This window comes from Bacillus sp. ISL-75, assembly GCF_018613095.1.
This window is the reverse complement of record NZ_JAGGQX010000025.1, coordinates 62,486-75,884: the sequence shown is the minus strand read 5'-3', so window position 1 is coordinate 75,884 and position 13,399 is coordinate 62,486. Positions and strand designations below refer to the sequence as shown.

The following is a 13,399-nucleotide window of genomic DNA, read 5'->3' as shown; positions in this document are numbered from 1 at the left end:
CAACAGGCGCATATAATTCTAATTGCCATCTAACGTCTGTATGTTAAATAACGTTCGTACCAGATATCGATAAAATCTGGTGCAAAAGGGCCATTCCGCTGCCGGATCCATTGAATCAACTTGTCAACATTCCTTTTTAGGATTTGATCGATAGGAGCTGGATAGTTCATTTCCCGGCGATGACGTTCATACTCATCCTCGTCTAATAAATTAAAGGTCATATCAGGAAACACCTTTATATCAAGGTCATAATCAATATACTTTAGTGCTTCGCCATCAAAGATAAATGGTGAACTGATATTACAGTAATAATAGATTCCATCCTCACGGATCATTCCAATCACATTGAACCAATATTGTGAATGAAAATAACAAATAGCTGGTTCTCTTGTTATCCAGGTCCTGCCATCTGATTCTGTCACAAGTGTTCGGTCATTGCCACCAATCACCAAATTCTGTGTCCCTTTTAAAACGGTTGTTTCTTCCCAGACGCGATGGATGTGCCCATTGTGCTTATAACTATGTATTTGCATTGGTTCACCTTCGATGGGTACGCCCATGTTTCTCCCCTACCTTCATTCCTGAACGCTTTGTAACCTATTCTTAACAATATATAAATAAATAATGACAAAAGGCAACAAAGTACAATTCCTATTTTCTATTATTATAACGGTTGAGAACAGATTTTAAAACAAAAGAGCCATATTTCGATGGCTCTTTGTAAAAATTTGCGAATTTTTTTAGATATTCTTGGTTTTTTTACCTAAAAAGATGCTGTTAGGTTCATTTCCCGATAGGAATTAATTACCTCTTCTGTCTGCTTTTCAAAAATGGCCTGGATCTCTTTCAACTCTTTTTTCATCAGTCGGATATCAGCTTGAACACTCTCAAGGTCTGTAGCATCCTGCAAGGTTTGTAGTTCTTCTTCGATTTGTTGACAGCGTTCAAGTTCTCCTTGAAGGTATAGCAATTTTTCCATCGTCACCATTTGTTCGGAAACTAATCGGTTAAAATGATCCATTTCCCTCACCGCCTTATTAGTTGTATCTAATATGTATTCTCGAACACGACCTATTCTCCTTTGACAACATATGTAACCTTAAGAGAAGTTTTGTCGAAACAGAAAGAAGACACTCTATACGAATCTAGAGTGCCTTCTAAATTACTATTATTAGCTTTGACCAAATTGGCCATTGCCTTGGTTTTTACGTGCTTGAGATTGTTGGTTTTGTTGTCTTACTTCTTGAGCATCTGTTTGGCTTGCAAATTCAGTTCCGAATTGGCCTGAAGAGCCTTGAGAACCTTGAGCTGAAGCAGATTGAGAATTTTGAGCCGATTGTTGGTTTTGTTTTCTTACTTCAGCAGCATTTGTCTCGCTAGCGAATTCAGTTCCGAATTGACCTTGAGAACCTTGACCTGAAGAAGACTGAGCGTTTTGTTGTCTTACTTCCTGGATGTTAGTCCCAGCTGAAGTTTTGTTTGGCTGTTGATTAAAGTTTGCCATTGATATCACCTCCACGAATATAATGTAACCATGCTTCGTGGAGATTATCCGCAAAAAATATTATTTAAAAATAATTAAACGAGTAATGAAATACCACCATCAATAATAATGGTCTGCCCTCTTATCATGCTTGATTCTTCAGATAAAAGAAACATTACACAATTGACCATGTCCTCAATTTCGACCATTCTTCCAGCAGGAGTTTTTTCTTTTGCTTCTTGCAATAGCTCTTCACGATTTGGAAAGTGTTTTAATGCTTCGGTATCAACAGCACCGCCTGAGACGGCATTAACGACAATATTCTTCGTTGCTAACTCCACTGCCAAATATCTTGTTAGAGCCTCAAGAGCTGCTTTAGAAACTCCTACGACCGTGTAATTTTCTAAATAACGGATCGAACCGAGAGAGCTGATGCTGACAATTTTTCCCCCGCCATTTCTCTCCATTAATTTTGCCGCTTCCTGTGCACAGAATAGCAAGGCTTTGCTATTTATGTTTAAGGTCCAATCCCAGTGTGATTCTTCTAACTCCATGACTGGACGCTGAACTCCTGATGCTGCATTATTGACAAACACATCCAGGCGGCCAAATTCTGCCTCAATTTGCACGAACATTTCTTTGATTTTAGCAACATCGCCAACATTTGCTTTTACAATTAATACCTTTCTCCCTAATGCCTCAATTTGCTCGGCAGTCTCTAGGGCACCTTTTTTACTTCTTGCATAATTAATAACGATATCATATCCTGCTGCAGCTAATCGAAGTGCAGTCGCCTTGCCGATTCCCCTGCTGCTTCCTGTAATAAGTGCTACTTTCTGAGTCATCTAACTATTCCCTTCTATATTCAAGTATTGTTATCATTTTAACTTTTCCAGGAATAGAAGACAATTATTATAAAACACTAAGGAATAAATAACCTATGAAAGGAAGTAGAAAATATGTATGTTGGACGGGATATGACAGAGCTTTCAATGATGGCTAAATCTGATTGGGATAACAGTGAGCTTGCTTTTTTTCATCACTCATTTCAGCAAATTACTCCATATTTAAATAGCGAAGGACAAACGATTCACCGCGAGATTATTGAAGAAATTGAGAATCGCGGCGGAATCAATCGTCAAGAAGCAGATTATACACATGGAACGAAAACGGTATATGAATGAAAATGAACGCCGCTTAAATAGGGCGTTCATTCCATTTGGTGTTCATGAAAAATCTTGAGCATTTTTTGAGAGGATACAGGGAATGCAAACTCTTTCATCTCTTCGAATGAAACAATTTTCCATTCTTCACTTTCTTGAAAGACTGAATTTAAGGTCCCTGAATAGACCTTAATATTCCACACTAAGTGGGAAAAAGTATGTTCCAGCTGACCGATAATTTTTTCAAATTTTACTTTTAAATCAAGTGAATGGCGAAATAGGTCCGCTACCTGCTCCCGTTCATTTTGTAAGGGGTGATGGATCTCAACATTAGGGAATTCCCATAAATTTGCGAGCAGTCCAGTTGCCGGCCTCTTGTGAATTAATACCTTACCATTTCCATCCAAAAGAATAGCAGCAGCAAGTTGAACGTTTCGTGTCTTGGTTTTTTTAGTTTTTATCGGAAGTTCATTTTGAACTCCCTCATCAAAAGCTTGGCAATGTTCTCGAACTGGACATAATAAACATGAAGGAGAAGTGGGTGTACAAATTAACGCTCCCAATTCCATTAATGCTTGGTTGAAAGAGGAAGGGTCTTCATGTGAAATTAACTGTCGCACTGCTTTTTCAAAAATCTTCCGCGAAGATGATTTGGCAATATCCTCCCAGATGGAAAGGACCCTTGAAATAACCCTCATCACGTTTCCATCCACAGCCGGCTCTGGAATTCCATAAGCAATACTTAAAATCGCACCAGCTGTATAAGGTCCCACCCCTTTTAGTTCAGCTATCTTTTCTGGGGTATTTGGCACTTCACCGCTATATTTCTCGCTTACTTCCTTAACAGCTGATTGCAAATTTCGAACCCTTGAATAATATCCCAGCCCTTCCCAGGCCTTAAGCACTTTATCCTCCTCTGCCTCGGCAAGGTCTCCAATGGTGGGAAACCATTCAATAAAGCGATTAAAATAGGGGATTACTGTATCAACTCTTGTTTGTTGGAGCATAATTTCTGAGACCCATATTTTGTATGGATCTTGGTCTTTTCGCCATGGCAAGTCCCGTTGTTCTCGTTTAAACCAGGATATTAAATCATTTTGAAAAGCTGATATGTTGATTTTTTCTATATTCTTTAGTTCAATTATCATAACTTTTGTTCCTCCAGATGTTGTTAACATGTATGAAAAAAGGCAATATAATAAGTATGTATTTGTTTTACGATAATTCAATTTGTTTAGTTTTACAAGAACTATATTGAAGGAGGATTTCCTTTTGGATACAGGAACTCATGTTGTCATGGGTATTGCACTTGGTGGTCTTGCTACACTTGATCCCGCAGTAATAAGTAGCCACGCGACCACGACAAGTGTTTTAATTGCAACCATTGCTGGGTCGCAAATACCTGATATTGATACCGTTTTGAAGCTAAGAAATAATGCTATATATATTCGAAATCATCGCGGGATTACCCACTCCATCCCCGCTGTAATATTGTGGCCGCTCGTACTGTTAGCCGTTATCTATCCGTTTTTTCCTGATGCCAATCTTTTTCATTTATGGGCTTGGACATTTGCAGCTGTTTTTATCCATGTATTTGTTGATATATTTAACGCCTACGGTACGCAGGCCCTAAGACCTTTTTCTACAAAATGGGTTGCTCTAGGGGTTATAAATACGTTTGACCCGATTATCTTTGGGATCCATATCATTGGAATCGTTATTTGGCTTTTAGGAGCAAATCCAGGTTATACCTTTTTGATAATGTATGCAGTCATTATAGCTTACTATCTCGCTCGTTTTAGGGCGAAAAAAAGGGTATTGGTTGAGGTAAAAAGAATAATTCCCGATGCAACAGAAATAATTATTGCACCAACCATGAGGTTTCATCAATGGAGAATTGCTGCCATGAACAAGAAACAATTTTTTGTGGGAAAAGCAGTAAATAAAAAAGTTGAAATCTTAGACCATTTTAATCGAATACCCGTTCCGAAAACACCCGTAATCGAGGCAGCAAAAAAGGATAAAAACCTTTCAGCATTTTTATCCTTTTCACCAGTCTATCGCTGGGAAGTCGATGAATTTATTGATTTTTACGAAGTTCGCTTCATTGATTTACGCTATCGGAGCAATGGACATTATCCGTTTGTGGCCGTTGTTCAATTAGATTGTAACTTAAATCCAATTAGCTCCTATACGGGGTGGGTGTTTAGTGAGAAGAAATTACGAAAGAAATTAAGTATAATTCCAAGTTAAAAAGCGGTGACTTTGTCACTCGCTTTTTTAGTTTAAGCTATTTTTATCCTGATTTAAATAATCCTTGTATTTGGGGTTAGTAGCTGCAAATTCATGCAGTTTATCACCGTAGTTTTCTATCCATTGTTTGACAATTCTTTCTGCTACTTCACTGCCCATATATTCCCTGCCTGCTTTTGCATAAGTGGTTTCAAAATCATCCCAAAGAAGTTCAACCCATGTTCGTGCTTGGTTAGACGAGAGTTTGTCGTTTTTAGCTAATAGCAGTTTTGTTAATCTTTCATGATAATCGTTCATATCTCCACCTCATTGCCAATTTCTTTTAACATAACCTATTTTAAAAAAGCAGATACTATCTTTACGTGGTAAGCATTGAGAATGCTTTGCTTTTCACGTGTTCTCATTCCCTTAATGGAGGTACAGCATGAGAAATAAAGCAACTAATTTCCCAAATCAAAATAATAACAAGCTCGAGGGAGAGCCAAGAGCAAAAGCAGAATATGCTTCAACAAGAGCAGATGGCACGATTAATACCCATCCACAGGAGCGGATGCGTGCTTCAGGAGAGCGCGATGATGAGTCGCCACAGGTTTATAAATAAACCTTTCTATCTGTAAAAACTAGACAAGCCAGAGGTCTTATTCTCTGGTTTGTCCAATTATTTTTTTGGCTGATTCAATAATGAGATTGGCAACGCTTCTTCTTTTCCCTCTCCTGCAAGTCGATAACCCCAAGCAAACACACCATTCATATAATCAATTTTAAAATATTGTCCTGGGTCCCCGTCTATTTCATAAATTTCTCCAGGTTTAAACGAATGAGGGTCAATCAGGTATGCTCTGGCCATTTGAACCTTTCGTTCAAGCACGGCAAACTCATTGACCATTCCCATTTGTTCTGCTTTTCTGGCTTGTTCTTGGAGCATGCCAATTTCTTGTCTTAATTCATGTTCTGACATGGTACTGTAGCGTTTCTCTTGTTGCATTTGAATTCACTCCCCTTATAACTTCATTTTAGTATATTATAATATAATAAATAAAGGATGAACTAATATACAAAGGAGATTTTAGAATGAAAACGATCATTATTACTGGGGCAGGCTCTGGTTTAGGAAAAGAATTAGCGCATCTCTTTTCGCAAAAGGGCTATCACCTTTTGTTAACAGGGCGGACATTTGATAAATTAACAACTACAAAAGAAGAAATTGAAGCAAGTGGAGGAAGTGCTGATATCCTTCCTATAGATATTGGAAATGCGAAAGATGTTTCGAAAAAAGCTGAAGAAATTAGTCATACATATAATATATACGGATTAGTTAATAATGCTGGAGTTGGGCATTTCGGTCCATTTGTGGAAATGGATGAACATCACATAACAGAAATGATCAATACAAATGTTTCAGGAACTATTTTAATGACCAAAGCAATTTTACCTCAACTGCTAAAGACTTCAGACGGACGCATTTTGAATATAATTTCAACAGCTGGCTTGCGTGGAAAAGTGAATGAAGCGGTTTATGTGGCTAGTAAATTTGCAATTAGAGGCTTTACAGAGAGTCTGCAGAAAGAATACGAAGGGAGTGGGATTAAATTTAATGCGGTGTATATGGGAGGAATGGACACACCGTTTTGGGATAATAGTGACCATGTCAAAGATACCTCCCGTTTCCGCTCACCAAGGGAAGTTGCCGAAATGATTATCGAACAAATGAATCAAGATTCCATTATTATCGAAAGTAAAAAATCATGATGCTTTTGTCATGATTTTTTACTTTCTGATAAGTATGATTCGATGAGCTCTATCGGGAACCCTTTTCGATATAATGCTTGTTTCATCTTTTGTTCATATTCAAAGCCACTGTATTGACTAAATTTCCGATGGGCCTTCTCACCTTGGAATCTGATTGCCTCCATTTCCTCATCCATCTCGTTGTTCATCCCGACATCATTAACAGCAATATTAATGACTTCATATGGATAACCTTTTCTAAGGAGCAGATTCTCAAGTTTCTGTTTTTGAATTTTTAATGATTCCTTTGTATTCTTTTCGTAAAACTTTGAGCTTATTTTGGTTGCTTTTTCAATCTGTTGCTCGAGAGGATATTCCTTTAGTGCATGGTTGAGAATTCCTTCTACTATTCCCTTTTCCTTTAATTCCATTTTTATTACATTGGGACCTTTATCAGTAGTATTGGCTTGGGTTCGTACATAGGCCAACGCGAATTCCTCGTCATTTATGTATTTCTGGGCAGTTAATCTATGAAGAATTTCATTGATGACAGGTTCATCTATTTCCTTTAATACAAGATAATCTTTTATTTCTTTTTCCGATCTCATTCTTCTGGCTAAGTAATGAATGGCTTTGTTGTATGCTTTGCGAATGTCGTCTTGATACTGAATTTCTACGAAGGAAAAATCATCAAGCTCCATTCCTTTTTTTAATTGAAATTTGATTAGAACATCACTGTCGACACTAAAGGCAAATTCCTCACCCTTACCCTTACCGTAATCCATAAAAATATTGAATCGATCCTGAGTTTTCTGTTGTGTGGTGATCTTTGTTATAATGGCCACGTTATTCACCTCATCAATACTTTACCATATTCCTCATTATCTATTGTAAGATTAAACGTAAAAGGGGGCGAAAAAAATGAAAATAACGATTGCAGGCGGAACAGGCTTTGTAGGGCAAGCACTTACCAAACACCTGTTGAAAAATAATCATGAGATAATTATTTTATCAAGAAAATCGATTGAGACAAATCGTAGTGATGGAATTCGATACGTCGAGTGGCTAAGTGATATTTCAAGCCCCATTCATGAACTCCAAGATACTGATATTTTTATCAACCTTGCAGGCGAATCGATTAATAGTGGACGTTGGACGGTAAAAAGAAAAGAAAAGATTCTAAACAGTCGCTTAGAGTCTGTTCATGCACTGCTAGCCATTATAAATAAATTAGACACCAAACCAAAGGCACTGATCAATGCAAGTGCAATTGGGATTTATGGAACATCCTTTGATAAAACTTTTACTGAAGAAGATAACCATGGCTTTGGGAATGATTTCTTGGCCGACACAGTTAAGCAATGGGAAATCGAAGCTGGAAAAGCCAGCCAATTAGGGATACGTACTGTTTTTTGCAGGTTCGGAATCATCCTTGATAAACACCAAGGGGCTCTTCAAAAAATGGCAATCCCTTATAAATCATTTATCGGTGGTCCCATTGGAAATGGACGTCAGTGGATGTCATGGATTCACATTGAGGATGTGGTCCAAGGGATATCCTTTATTATCGAAAATGAAAAAATGGATGGACCCATCAATTTCACTGCACCGAAATCGGTAACGATGACTGAGTTTGGAAAAACACTTGCACGAGTATTAAACCGCCCCCACTGGCTTCCGGTCCCAAGTTTTGCACTACGTCTGCTGCTTGGTGAAATGAGTACATTGGTGGTTGATGGACAAAGGGTATTACCGAATAAGCTTTTAGAAACTGGCTATCAATTTAAGTATTCCGATTTACATTTGGCATTGAAAAATATATTTTCTTAAAAAATAGTATCATTCCTTTCTTAAAAGGTAAAAATGGAAATAAGTACATAACGTGCTTTTATTTTTTACCACATAGCTTGATGACAATTAACTAAAAAAATGTTGAAAGGAATGAGCAAAATGGCGGAAAAAAAGAAAAAAGATAAGGATCGAGGCAAATACTCATTAACCAGTATGCAGGAAGTCTCATATCAAAGAGAATTTAAAATGGCAGACCGGGCAGGCGGATACCACGACAAAAAAACGAGACTATAGTTAAACTATATCTGAGATTATATATGGACCTAATAGTTCTCCTGAAGTATTTTCCATTCATGGTTACCTTTCTAATTGTAAATGATATTAAAGGGAGCAATTCGGCTCCTGAAAGTTAACAATGAAAGGGGTTTTTAGTAATGGGTCGTATGCATAATGGAACTGGTAATAGTAACAAAAGCTCACTTCCACAAACACCTAAGAACCTAAAAATAACGGATGGAAATGATGTAGAATACTCTGCAGAATTTGCAGACCATGCAGATCTTGAGGCACTCGCACGTGCCAATGCTGCTAATCAACGTGTAAACATGAAAAGAAATAAATGATTTAGGCCAAAAAGAAGAAGCAGGACATCCTGCTTCTTTTTATATATTAAAACTTATCTCAGCGCGCTAACTCTACTGCCTTTTTTGATATGGTCGATTCGTACTCTCCTAGGATTGGATAATACCGTAGTGACTTTTGTTGTTTAACTAAATATTCTACTTCCTCTTTCGCACCCTGGATTACTATTATTTCATCAGAGACTTCTTCAATCCATGTAAGCGCAGGCGAGATATAATCAATTAAAGGCCCTTGAACTAACCAATACTCTTTTAATAGACCATTATTCTCTTCCACAGAAACCGCAGAAGATCTCTGAGCCCTTCTACTGATCGTTTGATTTTGACAGACATAGACTAAATCTTCAATTACAGCACTTGCAGTTGGAAACATCCCCGCTCCTGGTCCCTGTAAAGTGATACTCCCAACAATATCTGAGTGAACATTTACAGCGTTTTCTACCCCTTCAATAGAATAAAATGGATGTGTTTTCCCAACAAGAACCGGTCTAACGGTTGCATTAATTTGATCACCTATCATATGAATACTTGCAATATGTTTAAACCTTAACCCAAGCTTTTCAGTCGCTTCAATTAATTCACTCGTGATCGAAGTAATCCCTTCACGTTCAACATCCTGCCAATTTGGTTCTTTCCCAAAAGCAATTCTGCTGAGAATCATTGTTTTATAAAAAGCATCAAAGCCCTCCACATCGTTGGTTGGATCCACTTCAGCATACCCCTTCTCTTGCGCTAAAATAAGAGCATCAGCAAATGACTGCTTCTTCTCGCGCATTTCCGTTAGGATAAAATTCGATGTCCCATTAAGAATTCCTTGGATGTGACGAACTCGGTTAACATTTAATAACTGCCTTAAGGTTTGAATAACCGGAATACCACCCGCAACTGTGGCTTCGTAACCCACCGAAACATTATAATTCTCGGCTAACTCGAGCAACTCATTCCCGTGGTGTGCAAACATTTCTTTATTCGCTGTGATTATGTGGCAACCACTTTTTATAGCTTGTTTTAAAAAAGTAAAGGGGGGTTCTTTGTCGACGATTGCTTCGACAACAACATCAAGCTGCGGAAGACTTAAAATTTCATTGAAATCTGAGGTGATTAGTACATCGTTATTAATATTTCTCTTTTTCTGCTTATTTTTAATTAGTATGGCTGCAACTTCCACTTTTCTCCCTAACACTCTCTCAAGCTCTTCCGCATGAGATTGAATTGTTCTATAAACGCCTTCCCCAACTGTACCAAAGCCTAGAATTGCCACTTTAATGACAGACATGCTCTCCACCCCTTAAATAATATTAGACATGACTAATAGGTTTTTTTTATATCATATAAATAAGAAAAAACCCTCTTCATAAGAAGAGGGTAGATTTCCTCCTCTTATCTGTCAGGTTAAAAATAACCTGCAGGAATTAGCACCTTTTCAAGAATTACCTTGATGGTTGCCGGGCTTCATCGGGCCTAGTCCCTCCGCCGCTCTGGATAAGAGTTTTATTTAGTTAGTTTTTCATTTAACTTCCAAGTTATAAAGAGAATTCTAGTTGATTCCAAGGTAGTTGTCAATATTATTTGAAATTTCTTTTTATTGGAGTGAAGAAACGTGTAGATATATCTAATTACCCCCCAAAAAATAAGCCCACCATATGGCGGGCTAGAAAAAATTCATATTTATCTGTGCAGTTTTCCTTCAGCAAGCTTGATTTGCTTTTCCACTTGCTCTGGAGCCGTTCCCCCAAAGCTATTTCGCACACCAACAACATGCTCAGGAGCCAATACAACATAAATATCTTCCTCAAATAATGGACTAAAGCCCTGATATTCTTCGAAGCTCAGATCTAGCAAAAATTTGTTAGACTGAATCGCATATAAAACAATTTTTCCGATAACTTCATGCGCATCACGGAAGGGCAGACCTTTTCTTACCAAATAATCAGCAATATCTGTGGCATTAGAAAAGTCATTGTTAATGGCCTTACGCATCACGTCTTTATTTACTGTCATCGTTTCAATCATCGGTGCTAATAACATTAAGGAACCTTCAAGCGTTTCAACCGTATCAAACATGCCTTCCTTATCTTCCTGTAAATCCTTGTTATATGCGAGTGGCAGACCTTTAAGAACGGTGAGCAGTCCGATTAAATTACCATATGTCCGTCCGGTTTTTCCACGTAGCAGCTCAGGTACGTCTGGATTTTTCTTTTGCGGCATAATACTTGAACCTGTGCAAAACGAATCATCCAACTCGACGAACTGAAACTCCTGGCTCGACCAAATGACAAGCTCTTCGGATAATCTGGAAATATGGGTCATGATTATTGAACCAATCGATAAAAACTCAAGGATAAAGTCGCGATCACTGACAGCATCCATACTATTAGGATAAACCGTTTCAAAACCTAACAGTTCCGCGACACGTTCACGGTTGATCGGAAACGTCGTTCCTGCCAATGCTCCTGAACCAAGAGGCAGCCAATTGATACGCTTCAAACTATCAATCAATCTCTCTTTATCACGTTCAAACATCCAAAAATAAGCCATTAAATGATGGGCAAAGGATACAGGCTGGGCACGCTGCAGGTGAGTATACCCAGGAATTAACGTTTGGACATTCTCTTTCGCCTGCTCAATTAATGCCTGCTGGACATCTTCTATTAATTTAATCAGCTCAGTTGTTTTCGTTCTTAAGTATAGGTGCATGTCGGTGGCCACCTGATCATTACGGCTTCTCCCTGTATGGAGCTTTCCTCCCACCGGACCAATTTTTTCTATTAATAACTTTTCAATATTCATATGGATATCTTCATCTTCAACTAAAAACTCTACCGCGTTATCGTCGACCATTTTCTTGATGGAGAGTAGTCCGTCCTTAATCTTTATAGCATCCTCCATTGGAATAATACCGCACTCACCCAGCATTTGCACATGGGCAAGACTTCCTGCGATATCCTCCTTAGCTAGCTTTTGATCAAAAGTAATTGAGGCTGTAAATTCCTCAACTAGCTTATTCGTTTCTTTCGTAAAACGGCCGCCCCATAACTTAGACATTGATTGCTCCCCCTTAACCTAACAAGACAGCCCTCGAAAAAGGATTCGAGGGCAATCCGAATTATTTTAAAATTGATTCCTTTTTATTCACTTCTGAATAGACCTTTGTTGGCAGACCCCAAATCTTAATAAATCCTACTGCGGCATTATGATCAAACGCATCACCTTTGGAATACGTTGCTAATTCCTCGTTGTATAAGCTGTAAGGTGACTTTCTGCCCACAACCGTATGATTACCTTTATGAAGCTTGACACGAATTGTTCCAGAAACGTTCTTTTGAGTTTCATTAATAAATGCATCAAGTGCTGGTTTTATCGGAGAATACCAAAGTCCTTCGTAAATGATCTTAGACATTTGCTGTTCAACCTGTGTCTTAAATTGTGTAACCTCACGAGTTAGAGTTAAAAACTCTAATTCTTTATGGGCATTGATTAAAATTAGCGCAGCAGGATTTTCGTACACTTCACGAGATTTAATTCCTACTAGTCTATTTTCAATATGATCAATACGGCCAACACCGTGCTTGCCGCCAAGCGCATTTAAGGTTTCAATTAATTGAACAAGTGGGAGTTTCTCACCGTTAAGGGCAACAGGTACCCCCTGTTCAAATTCAATTTCAACATACTCCGCTGCATCTGGTGTAAGTTCAATTGGATTCGTCCAATCAAAGGCTGCTTCTGGCGCCTCAGCCCATGGATCCTCTAGAACTCCGGCCTCACAAGCACGTCCCCAGATATTGGCATCAATTGAAAATGGATTATCTAAATCGACTGGGATTGGAATTCCGTTCTCCTCAGCATATTTGATTTCTTCGTCACGTGTCATTCCCCATTCACGAACAGGGGCAACAACTTTTAAACTTGGGTTCAATGCTTGGATGGAAACTTCAAAACGTACTTGGTCATTTCCTTTACCTGTGCAGCCATGAGCAACAGCAGTAGCCCCCTCTTTTTCAGCTACCTCCACTAATAGTTTTGAAATAAGCGGTCTAGATAAAGCTGAAGATAATGGATATTTTCCTTCATATAAGCAATTAGCTTTTAATGCTGGTAAAATATATTCCTTTGCTAATAATTCTTTAGCATCGATCATATAGGCTTTAATGGCTCCGACATTCAGTGCCTTATTTTTGATGGCTTCTAAGTCTTTTCCTTCACCGACATCTAGACCTAATGCAATTACATCGTAGCCATATTTTTCTTGAATCCATTTTACTGAAACTGATGTATCTAAACCGCCTGAGTAGGCTAAAATGATTTTTTCTTTTGCCATTGTTATTATTCTCCTCTTACTG

Annotated in this window: 18 protein-coding genes and 1 riboswitch; of the genes, 7 read left to right on the top strand and 11 right to left on the bottom strand. The window is 38.2% G+C overall.

The window, feature by feature from the left end; all coding sequences use genetic code 11:
• Positions 1–29: 29 nt before the first annotated feature.
• From ntdP to fabL, 4 genes are all read right to left on the bottom strand, one after another.
• Positions 30–560, bottom strand: a complete 531-nt coding sequence (gene ntdP, locus J7E63_RS11760; protein WP_088085870.1) for a nucleoside tri-diphosphate phosphatase — start codon at positions 558–560, stop codon at positions 30–32.
• 203 nt (positions 561–763) lie between these two features.
• A complete protein-coding gene (locus J7E63_RS11755; protein ID WP_215012274.1) occupies positions 764–1,021 on the bottom strand; it encodes a YgaB family protein in 258 nt (85 codons plus the stop codon).
• Between the two features lie 150 nt (positions 1,022–1,171).
• Positions 1,172–1,504, bottom strand: coding sequence for a gamma-type small acid-soluble spore protein (locus J7E63_RS11750; protein WP_215012272.1), 333 nt, complete (start codon positions 1,502–1,504; stop codon positions 1,172–1,174).
• A 74-nt stretch (positions 1,505–1,578) separates the two neighbouring features.
• The gene (gene fabL, locus J7E63_RS11745; RefSeq protein ID WP_215012270.1) at positions 1,579–2,328 is read right to left on the bottom strand and encodes an enoyl-[acyl-carrier-protein] reductase FabL; all 750 of its coding nucleotides are present in this window, start codon (positions 2,326–2,328) and stop codon (positions 1,579–1,581) included.
• A gap of 114 nt (positions 2,329–2,442) precedes the next feature.
• Here fabL and J7E63_RS11740 point away from each other — a divergent pair, with 114 nt between their 5' ends.
• A complete protein-coding gene (locus J7E63_RS11740; protein WP_215012268.1) occupies positions 2,443–2,667 on the top strand; it encodes a hypothetical protein in 225 nt (74 codons plus the stop codon).
• Positions 2,668–2,693: 26 nt separating this feature from the next.
• Here the strand turns inward: J7E63_RS11740 and mutY are convergent, their stop codons facing one another.
• The gene (mutY, locus tag J7E63_RS11735) at positions 2,694–3,794 is read right to left on the bottom strand and encodes an A/G-specific adenine glycosylase (protein WP_215012266.1); all 1,101 of its coding nucleotides are present in this window, start codon (positions 3,792–3,794) and stop codon (positions 2,694–2,696) included.
• Between the two features lie 124 nt (positions 3,795–3,918).
• Between mutY and J7E63_RS11730 the strand changes: the two genes are divergently transcribed.
• Positions 3,919–4,899: a metal-dependent hydrolase gene (locus J7E63_RS11730; protein WP_215012264.1), complete on the top strand. Its 981-nt coding sequence runs from the start codon at positions 3,919–3,921 to the stop codon at positions 4,897–4,899.
• 27 nt (positions 4,900–4,926) lie between these two features.
• On the opposite strand, the gene J7E63_RS11725 is transcribed toward J7E63_RS11730, so the two are convergent.
• Complete coding sequence (locus J7E63_RS11725; RefSeq protein WP_215012262.1) at positions 4,927–5,196, bottom strand: YfhJ family protein; 270 nt, start codon at positions 5,194–5,196, stop codon at positions 4,927–4,929.
• Between the two features lie 127 nt (positions 5,197–5,323).
• Here J7E63_RS11725 and J7E63_RS11720 point away from each other — a divergent pair, with 127 nt between their 5' ends.
• Complete coding sequence (locus J7E63_RS11720; protein ID WP_066070009.1) at positions 5,324–5,500, top strand: small, acid-soluble spore protein K; 177 nt, start codon at positions 5,324–5,326, stop codon at positions 5,498–5,500.
• 57 nt (positions 5,501–5,557) lie between these two features.
• Here the strand turns inward: J7E63_RS11720 and J7E63_RS11715 are convergent, their stop codons facing one another.
• A complete protein-coding gene (locus tag J7E63_RS11715) occupies positions 5,558–5,884 on the bottom strand; it encodes a YfhH family protein (protein WP_214998180.1) in 327 nt (108 codons plus the stop codon).
• Between the two features lie 86 nt (positions 5,885–5,970).
• Here J7E63_RS11715 and J7E63_RS11710 point away from each other — a divergent pair, with 86 nt between their 5' ends.
• On the top strand, positions 5,971–6,648 hold the full coding sequence (locus J7E63_RS11710; RefSeq protein WP_215012260.1) for an SDR family NAD(P)-dependent oxidoreductase: 678 nt from the start codon (positions 5,971–5,973) through the stop codon (positions 6,646–6,648).
• Positions 6,649–6,656: 8 nt separating this feature from the next.
• On the opposite strand, the gene recX is transcribed toward J7E63_RS11710, so the two are convergent.
• On the bottom strand, positions 6,657–7,472 hold the full coding sequence (gene recX, locus J7E63_RS11705; protein ID WP_215012258.1) for a recombination regulator RecX: 816 nt from the start codon (positions 7,470–7,472) through the stop codon (positions 6,657–6,659).
• Positions 7,473–7,548: 76 nt separating this feature from the next.
• Between recX and J7E63_RS11700 the strand changes: the two genes are divergently transcribed.
• The 3 genes from J7E63_RS11700 (at position 7,549) to J7E63_RS11690 (ending at position 9,041) form a co-directional block, all read left to right on the top strand.
• Positions 7,549–8,457, top strand: coding sequence for a TIGR01777 family oxidoreductase (locus tag J7E63_RS11700; protein WP_215012256.1), 909 nt, complete (start codon positions 7,549–7,551; stop codon positions 8,455–8,457).
• Positions 8,458–8,577: 120 nt separating this feature from the next.
• Entirely contained in the window at positions 8,578–8,712 is a 135-nt protein-coding gene (locus tag J7E63_RS11695; RefSeq protein WP_082797355.1) for a YfhE family protein, read from the top strand.
• A gap of 140 nt (positions 8,713–8,852) precedes the next feature.
• Positions 8,853–9,041, top strand: a complete 189-nt coding sequence (locus tag J7E63_RS11690) for a YfhD family protein (RefSeq protein ID WP_215012254.1) — start codon at positions 8,853–8,855, stop codon at positions 9,039–9,041.
• Between the two features lie 58 nt (positions 9,042–9,099).
• On the opposite strand, the gene J7E63_RS11685 is transcribed toward J7E63_RS11690, so the two are convergent.
• The 3 genes from J7E63_RS11685 to J7E63_RS11675 all read right to left on the bottom strand — a co-directional run bounded on the left by J7E63_RS11685 (position 9,100) and on the right by J7E63_RS11675 (position 13,377).
• Positions 9,100–10,335 carry a homoserine dehydrogenase gene (locus J7E63_RS11685; RefSeq protein WP_215012252.1) on the bottom strand — a complete coding sequence of 412 codons (1,236 nt, stop codon included), beginning with the start codon at positions 10,333–10,335 and terminating at the stop codon, positions 9,100–9,102.
• A 101-nt stretch (positions 10,336–10,436) separates the two neighbouring features.
• Positions 10,437–10,548: riboswitch (SAM riboswitch) on the bottom strand.
• A gap of 179 nt (positions 10,549–10,727) precedes the next feature.
• Positions 10,728–12,104, bottom strand: coding sequence for an argininosuccinate lyase (gene argH, locus J7E63_RS11680; RefSeq protein ID WP_215012243.1), 1,377 nt, complete (start codon positions 12,102–12,104; stop codon positions 10,728–10,730).
• Positions 12,105–12,165: 61 nt separating this feature from the next.
• Positions 12,166–13,377 (bottom strand): argininosuccinate synthase, encoded by a 1,212-nt coding sequence (locus J7E63_RS11675; RefSeq protein WP_215012241.1) that lies wholly within the window; start codon positions 13,375–13,377, stop codon positions 12,166–12,168.
• Positions 13,378–13,399: the final 22 nt, after the last annotated feature.

Bases quoted from the DNA above. Each gene is read 5' to 3' on its own strand.
- ntdP (WP_088085870.1), bottom strand. From the start codon at position 560: ATGGGCGTACCCATCGAAGGTGAACCAATGCAAATACATAGTTATAAG.
- J7E63_RS11755 (WP_215012274.1), bottom strand. From the start codon at position 1,021: ATGGATCATTTTAACCGATTAGTTTCCGAACAAATGGTGACGATGGAA.
- J7E63_RS11750 (WP_215012272.1), bottom strand. From the start codon at position 1,504: ATGGCAAACTTTAATCAACAGCCAAACAAAACTTCAGCTGGGACTAAC.
- fabL (WP_215012270.1), bottom strand. From the start codon at position 2,328: ATGACTCAGAAAGTAGCACTTATTACAGGAAGCAGCAGGGGAATCGGC.
- J7E63_RS11740 (WP_215012268.1), top strand. From the start codon at position 2,443: ATGTATGTTGGACGGGATATGACAGAGCTTTCAATGATGGCTAAATCT.
- mutY (WP_215012266.1), bottom strand. From the start codon at position 3,794: ATGATAATTGAACTAAAGAATATAGAAAAAATCAACATATCAGCTTTT.
- J7E63_RS11725 (WP_215012262.1), bottom strand. From the start codon at position 5,196: ATGAACGATTATCATGAAAGATTAACAAAACTGCTATTAGCTAAAAAC.
- J7E63_RS11720 (WP_066070009.1), top strand. From the start codon at position 5,324: ATGAGAAATAAAGCAACTAATTTCCCAAATCAAAATAATAACAAGCTC.
- J7E63_RS11715 (WP_214998180.1), bottom strand. From the start codon at position 5,884: ATGCAACAAGAGAAACGCTACAGTACCATGTCAGAACATGAATTAAGA.
- J7E63_RS11710 (WP_215012260.1), top strand. From the start codon at position 5,971: ATGAAAACGATCATTATTACTGGGGCAGGCTCTGGTTTAGGAAAAGAA.
- J7E63_RS11700 (WP_215012256.1), top strand. From the start codon at position 7,549: ATGAAAATAACGATTGCAGGCGGAACAGGCTTTGTAGGGCAAGCACTT.
- J7E63_RS11695 (WP_082797355.1), top strand. From the start codon at position 8,578: ATGGCGGAAAAAAAGAAAAAAGATAAGGATCGAGGCAAATACTCATTA.
- J7E63_RS11690 (WP_215012254.1), top strand. From the start codon at position 8,853: ATGGGTCGTATGCATAATGGAACTGGTAATAGTAACAAAAGCTCACTT.
- J7E63_RS11685 (WP_215012252.1), bottom strand. From the start codon at position 10,335: ATGTCTGTCATTAAAGTGGCAATTCTAGGCTTTGGTACAGTTGGGGAA.
- argH (WP_215012243.1), bottom strand. From the start codon at position 12,104: ATGTCTAAGTTATGGGGCGGCCGTTTTACGAAAGAAACGAATAAGCTA.
- J7E63_RS11675 (WP_215012241.1), bottom strand. From the start codon at position 13,377: ATGGCAAAAGAAAAAATCATTTTAGCCTACTCAGGCGGTTTAGATACA.